The following is an 18,337-nucleotide window of genomic DNA, read 5'->3' as shown; positions in this document are numbered from 1 at the left end:
AAAAAAACAAAGCGATTGAGGCTAAAGATCGATATCGTCTGGGTTTTTATAGGTATTCCTGAAGCGAACCAAGGTGATTGTTCCTTCTTCCACTTGATAGAAAAGTGTGATTTGCTTTCTGATCACTGCCCTTCTAATATTCTTATAGTTACTTAATGGAAAAGCTTCAGGATTTAATTTTAAAAGGTCGATTATTGTATCTACCTCGTCAATGAAGTTAGTAGCTGAATGTTCAGACCACCGTCTGATTAGAAATTTGATATTCTCTAAATAGTCTTCAAAAGCATCATCTGACCAAATGATTTCCATGGTAACTACTCAAAAAGGTTTGGGAATTCTTTCTTTGTGAGTTCCATAACATCATCATGAGATTTAACTTTCCCTTCTTTTATGGATCGCAAACCTTGATCAATTGCAGCTATTTCAGCTTTGGTGAGTTTTGAACCTGAATCTGCTTCAGATGCCTTTCTCAGTGTCCCGACAAGTTTGATCATTCGAAGATCATTAAGTCCTGACAACCACTGAATTAAATCTCGCTTCTCTGCTTGAATGTCCATACTTCAAATTAACGAATTATTTGAGTAAAAGTATAGCCTCAACTGAAAGGGCTCGCATTTTTCAAACTACAGATTTCTACATTTTTATCACATAGGAAGATAAGCATACACCACCTTTCGTGGGAGTCTTGGTGTCATACCCACTAATTAAACCTTATTCACCCACTTCGATCTGAATGTATATGACAATAGCAAAAGCATTTAACATTCTAATTGTTAGCTTAAGCCTTATCGCTTGCAAATCGGAGCCTGCACCAGAGGTAGATGAGATTAGTACTTCCCCCAATATTTTGCTCATTATAGCCGATGATATGGGTTTAGATGCTACGCCTGGTTTTTCTGAAGGAAGTATAAAGCCTTATATGCCCAACCTAGAAGCATTAATGAACTCAGGTGTTTCGTTTATGAATTTTTGGTCAGCGCCAGTTTGTACCCCCACCCGAGCGACCATCTTAACAGGGAAATATGGGGTGAATACCGGAATTTTAGGGGTCGGTGATGAAATTACTACCAGCGAAACCTCTCTGCAAAAGTACATTGATAACAATGCGTCAACCGACTATAGTCATGCCGTCATAGGCAAGTGGCATTTGTCGAATAGCATGTCAAACCCCACAGATATGGGCGTAGGCTACTATGCTGGAATTCTAAGTGGGACGGTTCAATCTTACACCAACTGGTCGTTAACCGAAAACGGTAACACTTCGACCAACACAGAATACTCTACGACCAAACTCACCGACTTGGCCATTGATTGGCTAGGAGTACAAAGCCAGCCTTGGTTTTTGTGGATGGCCTACAATGCTCCGCATACCCCCTTCCATTTACCGCCTTCTGATTTGCATCATCAAGGAGATTTGGCCTCGGACAGTGGCTCAATTGACGCTAACCCAACTCCTTATTATATGGCGGCCTTAGAAGCCATGGATACTGAGATAGGACGTTTGTTGACTTCAATACCAGAAGACGAAAGAAGTAATACGATCGTGATTTTCATTGGCGATAACGGAACTCCGAACCGTGTTGCTCAAGCACCTTATGGACGCCAAAAAGCAAAAGGAACATTATACCAAGGCGGTATAAATGTACCCATGGTTGTGTCAGGAAAAGGCATAACCAGGGCTGGAGCAACCGAAGTGGCTTTGGTTAATTCTACTGATTTGTTTACTACCATCGCCAATCTGACGGGCATTGAAAACACGATAATCAATGACAGTCAAAGTTTTGTGGCTATGTTCTCTCAGGCCAATCAAGAAGGAAGGGATGTAATTTATACTGAATCTATTGAAGCTAACTCGGCTGGTTATGCGATTAGAAACAATCAATTCAAATTGATCGTTTTCACCAATGGAAATGAAGAATTCTATGACTTAGAAAGCGATCCTTATGAATCCGAAAACCTATTAAACGGAACGCTGAGCACAACAGAAGCCAGTGCAAAAACTGAATTGAAGAATAAAGCACTAGAGATTAGAGGGTGATTCTATAAAATTTCACCCTCCCCTTTTCTTCAATTAAATCGAGGCGCCACTGTTTTTCAGCAACGGCTTTTTTAAAGGCGGTAAAGTTTGCCGTATCGTTATACTCCTCATTGAAGTAGGCTTCATTCAGCAGAACGTAATCACCAATTTCGATTTGAGAAAAATCCATTTCTGAAAACCAGAGATACTTATCCTCTACTTTGTTGAAATTGTAGAAGTAAGGATAGCCGTACGAATTTAATCCATCAGTGATCACGGTTTGGGCTGCTTGATCTTCCACCAAATATTGCTGTACAATGCTTTGCTCTGCCTTAAAACCTCGGTTGCTCGATTTGTAAATGGTGTAAGCGGGAATCATTAAAAAGCCAAGTATTGCTGCAATTAGAACCGCTTTGTTTTTCAATAATTCAAACCACCGATGCTGAGGCCAAAAAGTAACGGCCGTCATTATAAAAGCAGGAATGAAAAAAGCGATATGTCGTGTTTCCAGCGGCAGCGGACTATAATACCGCCAGTTAGTGGAAAAGAACCAATAGCTCAGCATTAAGATTAGACTCGCAATAGGCCAAAATTTATCGGCTTGTTTGAGGTTGAAATCCTTTCGCTTTAAGCCAATCATTGCAGGCAAAGCCAATAGCAGTGGAATAAAATAACCGCCCTTGGTGAAGGTAATCACCGGCAAATAAGTCAAGCGTTTCCAAAGCAGAGATTCCTTATCGAAGAAAGTTTTTACGGTGGCCACATGGTTGTTGGCTATATTTTCGAAGCGATACATAAAGCTGCCTTTGGTTTCTAAGTACCAAAAACCGTTGATCAGAAAATAGAAAATACCTAAACTGATGAAGATGCGCCAAAAGCCTTTGTTCCTTCTATTAATTCTGTCAGTAATAAAGAGATAGGTCAGCAGCGGCAACAACAGAAACACCGTGGTTTTGATTAGAAATGCACCCAATAAGGCTGTGGCCGTAATAAATCCAGTCAACCGATAATCCGCTTCATTTTTCAGTACCAAATAATAGCCCACCAGAAATATAAAAATGCAGAGCGTTAATGGCAGTTCTGGAAAAAGATGAATGGCAAAATTGATCATATGGTAATCACAGAGTATGAGCATTCCGCCCAAAAGTCCGATCCAGTAATTCACCCTATTCCCCAAAAAGAAAAAAAGGTTGATCAGGCCCAAACCACAGAGCATGGGGAAAATCACCATGCTGTATTCGTTAATCCCAAACAGGTTAATAAACCAAGCAGTGGGGTAAATAAGGGCCAACCTACTTGTGAAATGGTTGGTGGTTACTTCAAAAGTGCCTTGATTGATTTCATTGGCAAAATTGAGATAGGTGTAGTCATCCCAAAACGAAAGCCCTTCATTAGCGAAGAACCAAACCGCTATAAAAAGCAGATTGATGGCCAACTGAATCCAGCGGTATTGTTGGGGTGAAAAATTTCTCTCTGCCTTCATTCGCAACGAATATAATTGAAATCAAGGCATCTATTCCTATTTTAGTGACCAAACCCGTTATGCACTTATTCTATCAACCCGATATTCCCGCAGGCACTTTGCATTTAGATGACGAAGAGTCGAGACATGCCGTTAAAGTTATGCGCTTAAAATCAGGCGATAGCATTCAATTTACCGATGGCAAAGGCAGCTTTTATACCGCCAACATTACCGAAGCACATCATAAAAAGTGCGCTTTCGAAATTACAAGCAAAGAAGACGTCAAGCCACATTCCACTTTCAGACACTTGGCCATTGCCCCTACCAAAAACTTAGACCGCACCGAGTGGTTCGTGGAAAAAGCGGTAGAGTTGGGTGTAGACCGAATCTCCTTCCTTTTAGGCGATCATTCTGAAAGGAAAGTGTTGAAGCTGGATAGAATTATAAAAAAGGCCATTGGCGCCATGAAGCAATCGGGTCAGGCTTTTATGCCGCAACTCGATGAACTGACTTCCGTCAAAAACTTCATCAAAGAGGTTCAAGCCGACCATAAGTTTATGGCTTATGTAGATTTTGAAAATGAAGCTTTGTTGAAAGACAGACTCGTCAGCTCGGCTTCAAACTTAGTGATGATTGGCCCTGAAGGAGATTTCAGCGAACGCGAAGTAGAAATGGCCTTGGCCGCGGGATTTGTAAAAGTGAGTTTGGGCGCCAACCGTTTACGTACCGAAACGGCTGGTATGGCGGCAGTTCATTTGATGAATTTGGTTTGAAACACCTCATTAGAAATAGCATCCCACCCAACAAAATTGTAAATCGTCAATCTTAATTCTAAATTCACCCATGGCTTTAAATTACATCTGGGTTGCCTTTTTCCTAATCGCCTTTGTGGTCGCGCTCATCAAACTGATCTTCTTTGGTGATACCGAAGTTTTTCCGGCCATGATCCAAAGTACTTTCGATATGGCGAAAACAGGTTTTGAGCTTTCATTGGCCTTAACTGGAGTTTTAACCTTGTGGATGGGTATTATGCGCGTGGGTGAAAAAGGTGGAGTTGTAGCCATTATTGCTCGATTTATCAGTCCGCTGTTCACCAAGATTTTCCCAGACATCCCAAAAGACCATCCCGTGTTTGGTCCTATGGTCATGAATTTTTCGATGAACTTTTTAGGCCTCGATAATGCCGCCACTCCCCTAGGCTTAAAGGCCATGAGTGGTTTGCAAGAACTCAACACCAACAAAGACACTGCCTCCAATGCTCAGATTATGTTCTTGGTATTGAACACTTCGGGCTTAACGCTAATTCCTGTTTCTATTATGGCTTACAGGGCTACGGAAGGTGCAGCCAACCCAGCAGATATTTTCATTCCTATTTTATTGGCCACCTTCTTTTCCACTTTGGCTGGACTGATTACGGTATCTATTTATCAGAAAATCAACCTTCTGAATAAAACCATTCTGCTCTATTTGGGCTCGCTCACTGCCTTTATCGTCTTAGCGATTTATTACTTCCAAAGCATTCCTCAAGAAGAGGTTCAGGTCATTTCTTCGGTGGCCAGTAGTCTTATTCTCTTTACTGTGATCGCCTCCTTTATTGGGCTTGCGCTTAAAAACAAGATCAATGTTTATGAAGCATTTATTGAAGGTGCGAAAGACGGTTTCAATGTCGCCATAAAGATTATCCCTTATTTAGTGGCCATTTTGGTGGCCATCGGTGTGTTTCGTCAATCGGGCACTTTAGATATTCTTGTGAACGGGCTTCGCGAAGTATTTGCCCTTACCGGAATGAACACGGATTTTGTGGACGCCCTCCCCACTGCCCTGATGAAACCACTAAGTGGCGGTGGCGCCAGAGGAATGATGGTAGAATCAATGCGTACTTATGGAGCCGACTCTTTTGTTGGCCGTCTCTCCAGCGTGTTCCAAGGTTCTACCGAAACCACCTTCTATGTACTGGCCGTGTATTTCGGTTCGGTGAATATTAAAAACTCTAGGTATGCAGTTACCGCTGGTCTTATAGCCGACTTTGTGGGTGTAATTGCCGCTATATTTATCGCTTATCTATTTTTCTATTGAGCAGTTCAAAACCTATTGTGTTAAATAGGAGTTGAAAGCAAAAACAAAACAAACAAAACCACAAACATGAAAAAATCAATCATTACGCTTTTTGCTATTGCGGCCTTATTGGTCACTTTTAACGCACAAGCACAGAAATTCCCAGGCCCAGACGCAAGCCCAATGGATGCTGCTTACTTCCCAGACCAACAGCCACTGGATGAAGTAATGGGCAGACCCGTGAAAGAACTTAAAATAAAAATTTACTATGGCCGTCCTCAGCTAAAAGGCAGAGTGATGCTAGGAGAAAAACCAGCTCCGTTTGGGGAAATTTGGAGATTGGGTGCTAATGAAGCCAATGAAATCACTTTTTACCAAGATGTAACCGTAGGTACTACAAGAGTAAAAGCAGGTACTTATACCCTATTTTCAATTCCCAACACCGACAAATGGACGTTTGTATTGCATAGCAAATTAGGCACTTGGGGAAGTTACACCTTACAAGACAGCAAAGAAATTGCAAGGGTAGATGGCCCAGTAAGCAAATCTGACGAGCCAATTGAATACCTTTCTATGGTGTTTAAAGAAGTGGAAGGCGGTACTCACCTTATGGTAGGCTGGGAAAACACCATTGCCGAGATGCCTATTAAGTGGTAAAACGAACTTAAAGGAAGAATTGAAAGGCACCGAGAGGTGCTTTTTTTTGTGGGGTTTTAACGACCAGCTATGATGAGTGGGGATTAGACAGCACTAACCTTTCCATTCGCTCACAGCCACGCCATATAAATTTATTAATTGTGGCGGACCTTTCCAATCCCCACCAAAATATCCTGACCGATGAAACCCCATTCAATCATAGCATTTGTTATATGCTTTTTTCGAAAACTAAATTGAGGAAAAAACTATTTAATTCTTCACTTTTTCCATTTGTAAAAAGTTCAAAAATAGCTTCGTCATCAAGAATCCTTTTTAAGGATTGCCTAAAGTATTCATCACAGTTTAATGCCGTTTCCTTTAATAATTGAAAATTATTTTTTGAGTATTTTGTTGAAACATGACTACCATGCACAATTGAAGATCTTAAGTCGTATGCCAGCTGCATATTTTTGTATTGTTCTAGTGGGTTATTACCACCAAGAAATAATGCCACAGTTTCAGATAATCTATGTTTCAATTCAGAATTAGAAGTTGAAAACAGACATTCAAAAGCGGTGCAATATTGTGATATTTTAGTACCAAGGTCGTTACTCGCTCTAGCTGCTTGGAGAAAAAAATATGCTCTTGTTATTCGGCTGGTATCTTTTCTTAGATTGGTTATTGGGGATAATTCGATATATGAGATTTTATATAGAAGCTTATAGTAATGAACTGCTTTTTCTAGTTCACCAATCTTAAACTCCGTTGTTGCTGATTGAGCTAAAGCATTGTTAAAAAGCGAGGATAAATAATTGGAATGAAGAATATTGCCATCTTGTGTGGTGTAAATTAAATGTCCTAATTCAGTTCTAATAGAATTGTCCTTTAAAAGCCACAAAGCTTGACAAAATAGAACTGCTTTCTTTAAAGCCACTATAAGATTTTGTCTTTCATCAAAATTGGATTCATGATGTTTTTCACTATCAGTCAGGTATGTTCTTGATTGATAAGTGTGATGTACTTCATTTATGCCTGCAATTGGAATTGCTTCTTCATTAAAAAAGTCCTCAATAGTTTTTGGGTTGTTAGAAAGATAAAGGTTTCCCTCGATATTAAGGTTGACTGGTTCATTAGGCAGTTTAAGCTCATAAAGATTGATCAAATATTTTGCTTGAATACCTCGAACTTTGCTCATAATTTATTGCATATAACAATGGCTATCGCTCACTATAGTGAGCGATATATTTCGTGTAATTTATAATTAATGAGCGATAGCCAGCCAATACGGTGTGCTATACGCACCTTTTAACAAGTGCTATTTTAGTGAAATTAACTGATAAAACAGTAATATCCATTGGGCACTTAGTATTTAACAGCCAAGAGAGTCTGCGTTCAGCGTCATTGCGAGAAATAAGCCTTGCCATAGCAAAGGCTTATGACGAAGCAATCTCTAGCACTACAATTTAGCGGTGAGATTGCTTCACGCAAGCAGCACTACTTCGAAAAACTTTGGCAGGTTCGCAATGACGTAGCATTTAGCCTTTGCGCTACTTTGAGGCCTTTGCGGTTAATTTGACGAACTTATATAGCTTATCCTTAGATCATTTCTCCGCTTATCCCTTCTATAGTTAGCGTAAAATAAAGCCGTTGTATTTCAGACGCTTTGGGGTTATTATTGGTGCAAACAACCTTACATGCATGAAAAAGATTTTAACACTCCTGCTGACCTTCGCTGTGATACAGCTTTCGGCACAGCAGCACAAAGCTGACTTTAAGGCAGCTCAGAAATTTAGCTCAAGTAATCTGAGCAAAATGCTGAAAAGCACGCGCGTATCTCCGCAGTGGTTTAAAGACAGCGACAAATTTTGGTACACTTACACCACTACTTCTGGAAAGAAATTCTATGTAGTAGACCCGGTAAAGAAAACCAAAAATCAAATATTCGATAACAAGGACTTTGCAGCGCAATTGAGCGAGCTTACCCGCAAGCCTTGGAACCACAATGACCTTGATTTAAAAGGCTTGAAATTAGAAGATGACAATACCACACTTAAGTTTATGGTGGACAGCATCGACTACCATTTCAACCTAAACTCAAAGCGTATTACCAAAGGTGACTCTACTGAGAAAAGACCTAAGAGAAACAACTGGGCTTCTTATTCTCCAGACAGTACCTACATCACGTTTGCTAAAAATCATAACCTATATATGATGATGGCAGACGATGCGGATTCAACTGAAATTCAGTTGACTGAAGACGGTGAGAAATGGTTTAGCTATGCTGGTGATGCTGGCGATACTACCACAGACAAAAGGTCTAGAGCAAGAGTGAGATGGTTTAAAGACGAAGCTAAATTCTTTGTTAACCGTTCTGATTCAAGAAAAGTAGAAGAGCTTTTTGTAATTAACGAGTTAACGCTTCCGCGACCAAAGTTGGAAGTCTACAAATATGCCATGCCGGGCGACCAAAATGTTCCTCAGGAACATTTAGAAATCTTCGACCCAAAAACAAGAACACATATTGAAGTAGATGTCGAAAAATTCACTGACCAAACCATCAGTGCTTACTTACCAGGTGAAACTTCTGACAAGCTTTTCTTGACCAGAATGAACCGAACTAGCGACACCCTAGACGTAAGTGTAATCAATACCGCCAATGGTGACTTGAAAGTGCTTTTCCAAGATGTTGACCACCCTTATTTCAACTGGGATTATCAGCAATTATTGATCATGGAAGAAGGAAAAGAATTGATCTGGTGGTCGGAAAGAACTGGCTTTGGACAGCTTTACCTTTATGATGGCCAAACAGGTGCTTTGAAAAACAAAATCACCAACAGCGGTCATTTCGTGACTGGCCAAGTACAAAGTGTTGACACTGTGGGAAGAAAAATCTATTTCGAAGCTTTCGGGAAAGAAGACGGCATTGATCCTTACTACGCATTAATGTACAAAGCCAATTTTGATGGTTCTGGCTTCAAAGCCATTTCTACTGAAAACGGCAACCACAGAATCAGCATGTCGAAGTCGAATAAATTCTATGTAGACAATAACTCTGCGGTAGACGTTACGCCAACGGCCTCATTAAAAGACAATAACGGAAACGTAATTATGCAGTTAGAAACTGCTGATTTGAGTTTATTAGAGCAAGCAGGTTGGGAAAAACCTGAGCGTTTTACCATGAAAGCAGATGACGGCATTACCGACCTTTACGGTGTAATGTTCAAGCCATTCGATTTTGATTCTACACGTCAGTACCCAATCATTTCTTATGTATATCCTGGCCCACAAGTAGAGTCATTCACCAATGATTTCACCATTACTGGTGGTTACCAAACTGCCATGGCGCAATTGGGCTTTATTGTAGTGAGTATGGGCCACCGAGGTGGTTCTCCAATACGTTCTAAATACTACCACACTTACGGATGGCAGAATTTAAGGGACTATGCTTTGGCTGATGACAAGCGTGCTTTGGAGCAATTGGCTGAAAGACACGAGTGGATAGATCTTGACAATGTAGGTATTTTCGGTCACTCAGGTGGTGGATTTATGTCTACTGCGGCTTTGCTTACCTATCCTAACTTCTATACTGCAGCGGCTTCTTCTGCGGGTAACCACGACAACAACATTTATAACAAATGGTGGGGCGAAACGCACAATGGTGTAATCAAAAAGGAGAAAACGAAAAAAGACAAAGACGGTAACGAAACCACCGAGGTAACTTGGGATGGAAAAGTAAAAACCAACCAGTCTTTGGCCAGCAACTTGAAAGGACATCTTTTACTTACGCACGGTACAATCGATAACAACGTACACCCAAGCAATAGTATGCGTGTAGCAGACGAGTTGATGAAAGCGGGCAAACGTTTCGATTATATGCCAATTCCAGGTTCTAGACATGGCTATGGCAGCAAGAGAGATTACTACGAGCAATTGATGTGGTATTTCTTTGCTGAGCATTTGCTAGGCGACTACAGAAACAATGTAGATATGGATTTACCTGACGGTAATTAATTAGAAATTACACCAACCAAATTGAAAGACCTGTAAGCAATTGCAGGTCTTTTTTTTATTAATGAAAATCCTCAAGACAATTAAATAGTGTTACTCAAAAAAATAGAGTAGGTTAACTTTAAAATTTTGAGCAATTTCCTGTGCTAAACGCATTGGAGTCAATTTTAAAGATGACTCTTCCTCAGTTATTAAAAGATATAACATGACTCCTATTGAAGAACCAGAAGAGTTAAGGCTTGCAAAAAAAACACTCTCATTTCAACAAATCGAAATACAAACACTTGTTAATGAGATAACTACCCTTAATCAAGATTTTATTTTCCAGAATGAGGAGAAACAAAAAAGAGCAGAGGAGTTAATTTTAGCAAACAAGGAGCTTGCTTTTCAAAATGAAGAAAAACAAAGCAGAGCGGACGAGTTACTGATTGCAAACAAGGAACTTGCTTTTCAAAATAGAGAAAAACAAAGTAGGGCAGACGAATTATTTCTTGCAAACAAAGAACTCGCTTTTCAAAATGAAGAAAAGCAAAACAGAGCGGATGAGTTGTTCATAGCAAACAAGGAGCTTGCCTTTCAAAAGGAGGAAAAGGTAAAACGTGCGGATGAATTAGCAATTGCCAATAAAGAACTCAAAAAGACAGAAGAGGATTTAAAGGAATATATAAAAGGCCTTGAAGAAATGATCTTTATTACTTCACATAAAGTAAGACAACCCGTTGCCTATATTTTAGGTGTGTCAAGCCTCCTGAACATGAAAACAAATTATTCACTTGATGAAGTAAAAAAAATAGTGGATCACATAAAAAAATCGGCAATCACTCTTGATAATTTCACGAGAGAACTCACGACTTTCATGACTGACTTAAAAATTAAAATTAAAAGTTAAAACTGCGGATAACAGTATCTCCTGTAACAGCTACCCCAAAACTTATAACGATTTATAAGCTGGAATTATGTCATCCCCCCTCTTACTGTCACTAGCGCATCCTTTCGTACAAATCCCCTACAGACCACAGGAGCGAAAATTCGCGCTGGCTTAAGGTTCTGCTACTTGCTTAAATCGTCATCCTAAAAAAGAGCTCTCTACAAGGTGACCAACTGTAACCATTCCAAAAGTCTGGTTGTCTCATGGTTACTCCCTTTCCAAAAAACACCCCAAATGAACCTGCAAATACCCAATTCAAAATCAACGAATTATAAAAGCTTTCTTTTCGACTTGATTATTTACATCTCGATCATGTTCTTGATTAGAGAAGTGTATTTCCCTCAATTCGGTTTTATGGTCAATGGCCTTTTTTGGTCGCTTACCACTTTAGTGGTCGCAACATGGAGAATGCGAGTGCGAAACGTCACTTGGAAAGAGCTGGGACTAAGAAAACCCAAAAGCTTAGGCAAAACATTAGGTATTTCTGTTCTAATACTTATCGCTGTTGTGATATCCATAATGGCTTTCGAAATTATCAAAGACGCATTACCATTTACAATTGCCCCAGATACATCGCCTGAAACTGCCGCTTCCAAATTTGGAAACTTAGAAGGAAATTGGTGGCTATTTTTCTCCATCATGCCAATGGTGCTATTGGAGTCTGCTTTGGAAGAAGTACTCGATAGAGGCTTCTTAATGAACTGGATTGAACGTCTTTTTTCTTCAACAACTTTCGCTACGATCATTGCTGTCCTATTACAAGCTGCAATTTTCGGGTTTAGACACTCAAACGATTTTTCTGCACGGTCAATCACCGCTGGGCTTATTGGCTTAGTTATGGGAATCGCATATATCAAATTCGGTCGGAATTTATGGCCATTAATCATAGCGCACTGTATACTGAATACAATGTCTATGATGGATAGAGTTTAGCAATCCAATACACCAAGGGCATAAAAAAACTGGTGAAGCAGATGCCTCACCAGTTTAAAACCTGATTAGTTAATTGCTTATCTAGTTATTTCCTTTTGTTTTCTCTTTCATTAAGCTCGCGCCCTCTCCCTCAACAGTGCTGTTCGTTTCGTCTACTAATTCGTAACCTAAAGTTCTTCCTTTAAGTGTTGCTGGTAGTCCGTTGGCCATCCACTCCGGCATTGGTGCACCTTTCAAGTAATGATCGAAGAACTGACCCATTCTGATAGAAAGGTCTTTTCTGTTTTTACGCTGAACAAGGTTATGGTCTTCACCATTGTATACGACTAACCAAGAAGGCTTTTGCAAACGTCTAAGTGCCATATAATACTCAATTCCTTGGTACCACGGCACAGATCCGTCTTCATCATTGTGCATAATAAACAATGGCGTATTCACTTCATCCATTCTAAACAATGGTGAGTTGTCAATATAACGTGATGGCGTTTCCCATAATGTTCCACCCAAACGGCTTTGAGTTTTCTCATATTGGAACATACGGCTCATTCCGCTCCCCCATCTCACACCACCGTAAGCTGAAGTCATGTTCACCACTGGAGCTCCTGCGCCACCTGCAGCAAACATATTAGTTTTCGTTACCAAGTAAGCCACTTGGTAGCCTCCCCAACTTTGGCCTTGAATTGCCATTTTGCTTTTGTCAACAAAGCCCATATTCACAACCGCATTTGCAGCTGGAACAACGTGGTTATAAGCACTTGGCCCAGGGTATCCTAATTGGTACTTAATGTCTGGCACTAGCACTAAGTAATCATTACTCACATAATATGGAATATTGATGGTACTTGCGCTTGGCGCTGGGCTTGGGTGGCTATGCAAACTGTTGGTTCTTCTTTCGTAGAAATACACAATCATTGGGTATTTCTTATTCGGATCGAAGTTTTCAGGCTTGTAAAGAATAGCTTGCATCTCTTCTCCATCTTCCAATGAATTGAATTGGATAAGCTCTGCAGTGCCCCAATTGTATGGGTCTTCTTGCGCGCCAACATTTGTCAATTTTTTAAGCCCATCCATTTTGTAGCTATTGGCCACATATAATTCACCAAAATCTTCATAAGTAGATTTAGTGAAGATAACACGATCAGAATCCTCAGCCTTAATCAACCTACCGAAGCTCACATCTTCCATTACCACTTTGGTTGGATTAGCAGCTTTTGAAAGATTGGCAGTATAAAAACCATCTTGCATTGTCCACTCGTGTGTTGCAGAAAGCAATACTGGTGCTTTCATAGAAATGAATTTATCATCTCTGTTTAACGACTGGTATCTGAAACTGATATTGCTCTTACGACCAAAACCATTGGTTACATTTTCTGGTGCTACTTTTCCTTTTGGATCAACTTTCCAGATATCGAAACGATCGTTGACAAAGAATGCTGCATCCTTTTCGCTCCATCCAGCGCTTCCGTAAGAACCCGCCATAGAAGGAGAATCGTGCAACTCATTGGCAAAGCTCACATCAATACCTTCAGTTAGGTTTCTTGTGGTTTCCGTAGCAACGTCCATTACAAACCAATTTTCTACTTCTGGATCATACCAAGTAAGGTAGTTACCTTCAGGTGACAATGACATAAAGCCTCTACCTGCTTGCATCAATAACTTGGCTTTACCTGTGTTCACGTCAACTTTATAGTAGTCGCGAGGTTGTTGTGTATCCCAAGTAGACTGAACTCTATATGATTGGTCATCTGTGGCCAATACAAAGTCACGGTCGTTTTCAGCGTCAATATAAATGTTCTCGAGGTACGGAGTACCCAGCTGAACCATTTTCATTGACTTCAAATCCATCATTACATCGTAAGTCTTATTCTTATCTCTGTTGGCTCTTAATTTCTGCATTGGTTGGATATACGGGTCATTATAAGACCATACATCTACCGCAGGACGTTCAGAATCCAACATTGTGGAATCTTCTTCATAAGCATACTTCACTGGACGTGGAGCAGTTCCGAAGTAAAGTCTCTTGCCGCTTTCTGAGAAACGAAGATTGCTATTATCACTCACCATCCAGTTATTAGGCACACCAGCAGTTGTAGTGTCGGCAATAATTTTAGCTTCATTACTTCCCGCTTTCCAATGCATTAAACTGAAATACTGATCATCTTTTTTGTCAGAATTAGTAGCAAAAAACACAAGTTGCTCACCATCTTCGGTAGTCGTTAATTTCTTGTAGTCCTTCAAACCTGAGTTTAAAGTAACCTCTTTACCCGACTTTGTGTTGAAGGCAAATACGCCAGCAGGATTCAATGAATCCGCCTCATCTTTTTCAAAATATAAGTAGTTACCTTTTTCGGTCAACTCATATTCCACTACGCCTTCAAAACGGCTTTCATTACCTGAAACCATATTGTAAAGCACCAACTCAGTACCTTTAGATTTTGATTTTGGTTTCTTGGCTTCTTCAGATTTTTCGCCTTCCTCTTTCTTGGCTTTTTCCTCTTCAGGGGTTTCGTGCGACCAAGCAATCCATTCCGTAGATTCGCTTGATAGTTGATAGTTTTTCACCCTAGCAATTTTCTTAATCTCACCGCTCTTAAGGTTCACAATGAAAAGAGAATCTTTTGGCATTTTTGCACTGGCTGTTTTCTTAAGTTTCAGTGCATGTTCCTTTTCATATTCAGGACTAACGGTAGCCACCACAAAATCACTGTTCTTAGAAAAAGAATACCTACCCACTCTATCAATAGTATAGGTTTTGTTATTGGTTAAGCTCTTAATCTCAAGGATTCCATCTCCTACCTGAGGGCTAATTCTATAAGCGGTCCAATTACCATCATTGCTTATAGTCGTGGATTGCAGGCTTTTCCAGTCATCATAAACATCATGTGTTAGTGGTTTCTTTTGGGCGGTTGCCTGAAAGAACATAAACAGCATGAAAATTGAAAATAAGCTGATTTTCGTTTTCATAGGTTTTCTTTTCTAAAGGTTATTAATCCATACAAATATAAAAGTTAGGCGCTACATAGAAACAGTTCTTATATTGACGGAATCAACTTGAATTAAAACATAAAACATCATGCTCAAAAAGACACTCTTATTTTCTTTTTTGATGGTGCTTTCTCTGCAAACTTTTGCGCAAAAAACACCTGTGGAAAAAACAATTGCAGAGATTACTAAAGACGCCATTAAGAAAGAAGGATTTTTCAATTATTACTGGGATGAAGATGCCGGTAAGGTCTATTTAGAAATCAAAAAATTTGACGAAGAATTCCTCTACATCAACTCGCTATCCGCTGGTATTGGCTCTAACGATATTGGCCTTGACCGTGGTAAATTAGGCGGCACTAGTGTTGTTGAATTCAGAAGAGTGGGTTCAAAAATCCTTTTGGTTGAACCCAATTATAGTTATCGTGCCGTTTCCAACAATGCCGATGAAGTTGAAGCCGTAAAGCAAGCCTTTGCCGAATCGGTACTCCAAGGCTTTAAAGTAGAAGCCGAGGAAAATGGCGTGGTATTAATCGATATCACCCCAATGATTCTCACTGATTCTTACGGAGTGGCGAATACGCTTAATCGTTCTCGACAAGGTACCTTCCGTTTCGATGCCAGCCGCTCGGCCATCTACCCTCCAATGCTGAAGAACTTCCCAAAAAACTCGGAATTTGAAGCAACCATTACATTGGTTGGCAGTGCAACTGGTGGTGCGCTTAGAAGTGTGACTCCTAGTTCAGACGCGGTAACCGTTCGAATGCACTATTCTTTTGTTGAATTGCCAGATGCAGGTTACAAACCAAGAAAGCTTGATCCGAGATCAGGATTCTTCGGGACTTCGTACATGGATTATGCTACACCAATTCAAGAAGACATTAGAAAAAGATTTATCAACCGACATAGATTGGCCAAAAAAGACCCGAATGCAAAAGTAAGCGAGGCTGTTGAGCCCATCATTTATTACGTAGACAGAGGTGCTCCAGAGCCAATTAAATCTGCCTTAATCGAAGGGGGGCAATGGTGGAACCAGGCTTTCGAAGCTGCAGGTTACAAAAATGCTTTTCAAGTGCGCGAAATGCCTGCTGATGCCGATCCAATGGACGTTCGCTATAACTTGGTGCAGTGGGTACACCGTTCCACTCGTGGTTGGTCATACGGTTCATCAGTTTCAGATCCACGAACTGGCGAAATCATCAAAGGACATGTCAGTTTAGGCTCTTTAAGGGTTCGTCAGGATTTTTTGATCGCTCAAGGTTTAATCAATCCATATGAAAATGGGACTACACCTGACCCAATCATGCTCAAATTGGCCATTGCTCGTTTAAGGCAACTTTCTGCACATGAAATTGGACATACGATCGGTTTGTCACACAGTTATGCTTCTAGTGCCGATGGAGATGCTTCTGTAATGGATTATCCACATCCTCAAATTGGGCTTAAAAATGGAAAAATTACATTAGATGCTCCTTACGATATTGGTATTGGCGAATGGGATAAAGTAGCCGTTACTTATGGCTACCAAGACTTTCCGAAAGGAACGGACGAAGACAAAGCTTTGAACGATATTATTGAAAAAGGCTTGAAAGAAGGCTTGCACTTTCTTACTGATTCAGATTCTAGATCTCCTGGAAGCGCGCATCCTTTCTCTCACCTTTGGGACAATGGAAAAAGTCCTGTGGATGAGTTGAACAGGTTAATGGAAGTAAGAACAATCGCTTTGAAAAATTTCTCTGAGCAAAACATCCCTATGGGTGCTCCAATGACTACTCTTGAGGAAGTATTTGTGCCTGTATACATGTTACACCGCTACCAGTTGGAAGCTGCTTCTAAAGTAATTGGAGGAGCATATTACAACTACAAACTAAGAGGTGACTCTCAGCCATTACAGCAAACAGTACCTGTTGGAGAGCAAAAAGCAGCACTCGCTTCCTTAATGAATGTGTTGAAGCCTGAGAATTTAGAGGTGCCTGAGCATATTCTTAAAATCATCCCTCCAAGAACACCTGGTTACGGAAGATCGAGAGAAACCTTTAATGTAAGAACGGGAGTGCTTTTCGATCCTGTTTCTCCTGGAGAAGCAGTTGCAGCAACCACCATGAGTTTCTTGTTCAACTCGCAACGAGCAACGCGTTTGGTTCAGCAGAAAGCTATGGATAGCAATCAGGTCGGACTTCAGGATGTCATTAACGCGATGGCTAATCTTGCTTTCGATGCAAATTATAGCGGTTACCGTGCAGAACTCCAGAAAGTAATTGCTGACAGCTTTATCAGCGAATTGATGTCCTTGAGCATGAGTTCTCAAGCATCAGTTTCTACCCAAGCCGAGGCGATGGCAGCACTTAGAAATTTTTCTAAAAAGCTAGCCAGTGGCAATGACACTTTCCAGAACGAGTTAGCGTTTAGACTAGCTCGCTTTTTAGAAAACCCGAAAGAAGTAGCACCTACAACTTCACTGACTCCTCCAGATGGTTCGCCAATTGGAATGGATGCGCAATTTTGGTGTACTTTTGAAGGAAACTAATTAAAGAAAAACACATTGAAAGAATGAAAAAGAGCCAGAATATCATGGCTCTTTTTCATTTCTGATTACTTTTATAATTACTGTTCGTCTTAGCCATAACTGAATTAACTATGAACAAAAGGAACGCTGTAGCACTCGTATTAATCATTGTATCATTGGCGTGCCTCTACCCCGGACTCACAAAGCCCATCATTCAAATTAATATTGGAGCACAACTACCTTTAATCGGTGAATTCAAACTTTTTGAAAGGACACAAAGCGTGGTGGAAAGTATCCAATCACTTTTCGAAACCAATAATGATTTGGTGGCTTGGTTGATTCTAATTTTCTCTATTATAGTCCCCATCACAAAAGCGGTGATTCTTTTGGCCGTTTTGGGCTTTAAAAAATTACCTGGTCGCAAAGCCCTTTATCGCTTCGTGGGTCTTATTGGAAAATGGTCTATGGCAGATGTATTTGTAGTTGGTATTTTGCTGGCTTTTCTAGCCACTGGTGAAAATGAAAGTATTCGTGCCGAACTGTATGAGGGCTTTAATTACTTCTTGGCCTATTGTATTATCTCCATTCTTGCCATTCAGGTAATGGATGTTAAAACCGATGATTTAGTACAATAATGAATTGAGACAGATCCACTAATTTATTTTCTGTACTTAAACGAATCTAGAAACTTCTTTCCAGCTTCATCAAGTTCTGCACCTTCGGTAACCACTACCATCTGAAACTGATATTGGTCTATCAGTATGACTCGAAAAAACAGAAATAGGATATTGAAAATAATATCTTTCAATC

14 protein-coding genes are annotated in these 18,337 nt (G+C 40.2%); 9 read left to right on the top strand and 5 right to left on the bottom strand.

Annotation, left to right across the window (positions count from 1 at the left end; translation table 11 throughout):
- Positions 1-21: 21 nt before the first annotated feature.
- Positions 22-309, bottom strand: coding sequence for a type II toxin-antitoxin system RelE/ParE family toxin (locus AWN68_RS07525; protein WP_068413552.1), 288 nt, complete (start codon positions 307-309; stop codon positions 22-24).
- A 5-nt stretch (positions 310-314) separates the two neighbouring features.
- Positions 315-557 (bottom strand): hypothetical protein, encoded by a 243-nt coding sequence (locus tag AWN68_RS07520; RefSeq protein WP_062591588.1) that lies wholly within the window; start codon positions 555-557, stop codon positions 315-317.
- 182 nt (positions 558-739) lie between these two features.
- Between AWN68_RS07520 and AWN68_RS07515 the strand changes: the two genes are divergently transcribed.
- Positions 740-2,038, top strand: a complete 1,299-nt coding sequence (locus tag AWN68_RS07515; RefSeq protein ID WP_068413549.1) for a sulfatase-like hydrolase/transferase — start codon at positions 740-742, stop codon at positions 2,036-2,038.
- Here AWN68_RS07515 and AWN68_RS07510 read toward each other — a convergent pair.
- Positions 2,028-3,500 (bottom strand): ArnT family glycosyltransferase, encoded by a 1,473-nt coding sequence (locus AWN68_RS07510; protein ID WP_084362796.1) that lies wholly within the window; start codon positions 3,498-3,500, stop codon positions 2,028-2,030. The two genes, AWN68_RS07515 and AWN68_RS07510, sit on opposite strands and share 11 nt — an antisense overlap.
- Before the next feature lie 59 nt (positions 3,501-3,559).
- Here AWN68_RS07510 and AWN68_RS07500 point away from each other — a divergent pair, with 59 nt between their 5' ends.
- From AWN68_RS07500 to AWN68_RS07490, 3 genes are all read left to right on the top strand, one after another.
- Entirely contained in the window at positions 3,560-4,252 is a 693-nt protein-coding gene (locus tag AWN68_RS07500; RefSeq protein ID WP_068413539.1) for a 16S rRNA (uracil(1498)-N(3))-methyltransferase, read from the top strand.
- A gap of 70 nt (positions 4,253-4,322) precedes the next feature.
- Complete coding sequence (locus tag AWN68_RS07495; RefSeq protein WP_068413536.1) at positions 4,323-5,555, top strand: nucleoside recognition domain-containing protein; 1,233 nt, start codon at positions 4,323-4,325, stop codon at positions 5,553-5,555.
- Positions 5,556-5,621: 66 nt separating this feature from the next.
- On the top strand, positions 5,622-6,191 hold the full coding sequence (locus AWN68_RS07490) for a DUF2911 domain-containing protein (RefSeq protein ID WP_068413533.1): 570 nt from the start codon (positions 5,622-5,624) through the stop codon (positions 6,189-6,191).
- 208 nt (positions 6,192-6,399) lie between these two features.
- On the opposite strand, the gene AWN68_RS07485 is transcribed toward AWN68_RS07490, so the two are convergent.
- Entirely contained in the window at positions 6,400-7,365 is a 966-nt protein-coding gene (locus AWN68_RS07485) for a HEPN domain-containing protein (protein WP_068413530.1), read from the bottom strand.
- A 503-nt stretch (positions 7,366-7,868) separates the two neighbouring features.
- Between AWN68_RS07485 and AWN68_RS07480 the strand changes: the two genes are divergently transcribed.
- The 3 genes from AWN68_RS07480 to AWN68_RS07470 all read left to right on the top strand — a co-directional run bounded on the left by AWN68_RS07480 (position 7,869) and on the right by AWN68_RS07470 (position 12,039).
- On the top strand, positions 7,869-10,181 hold the full coding sequence (locus AWN68_RS07480; protein WP_068413527.1) for a S9 family peptidase: 2,313 nt from the start codon (positions 7,869-7,871) through the stop codon (positions 10,179-10,181).
- Between the two features lie 202 nt (positions 10,182-10,383).
- Positions 10,384-11,067, top strand: a complete 684-nt coding sequence (locus AWN68_RS19130; protein ID WP_068413524.1) for a phytochrome family protein — start codon at positions 10,384-10,386, stop codon at positions 11,065-11,067.
- A 273-nt stretch (positions 11,068-11,340) separates the two neighbouring features.
- Positions 11,341-12,039, top strand: coding sequence for a CPBP family intramembrane glutamic endopeptidase (locus tag AWN68_RS07470; RefSeq protein WP_068413521.1), 699 nt, complete (start codon positions 11,341-11,343; stop codon positions 12,037-12,039).
- An 81-nt stretch (positions 12,040-12,120) separates the two neighbouring features.
- On the opposite strand, the gene AWN68_RS07465 is transcribed toward AWN68_RS07470, so the two are convergent.
- The gene (locus AWN68_RS07465) at positions 12,121-15,003 is read right to left on the bottom strand and encodes a S9 family peptidase (RefSeq protein WP_068413518.1); all 2,883 of its coding nucleotides are present in this window, start codon (positions 15,001-15,003) and stop codon (positions 12,121-12,123) included.
- 109 nt (positions 15,004-15,112) lie between these two features.
- Between AWN68_RS07465 and AWN68_RS07460 the strand changes: the two genes are divergently transcribed.
- The gene (locus AWN68_RS07460) at positions 15,113-17,548 is read left to right on the top strand and encodes a zinc-dependent metalloprotease (RefSeq protein ID WP_068413515.1); all 2,436 of its coding nucleotides are present in this window, start codon (positions 15,113-15,115) and stop codon (positions 17,546-17,548) included.
- A gap of 110 nt (positions 17,549-17,658) precedes the next feature.
- Entirely contained in the window at positions 17,659-18,162 is a 504-nt protein-coding gene (locus AWN68_RS07455) for a paraquat-inducible protein A (RefSeq protein WP_068413512.1), read from the top strand.
- The last annotated feature ends 175 nt before the right edge of the window (positions 18,163-18,337 follow it).

The organism is Roseivirga echinicomitans, from assembly GCF_001592935.1.
Lineage (GTDB): Bacteria > Bacteroidota > Bacteroidia > Cytophagales > Cyclobacteriaceae > Roseivirga > Roseivirga echinicomitans.
The sequence above is the reverse complement of the archived record's forward strand: the minus strand, read 5'-3'. Positions and strand labels throughout refer to the sequence as shown.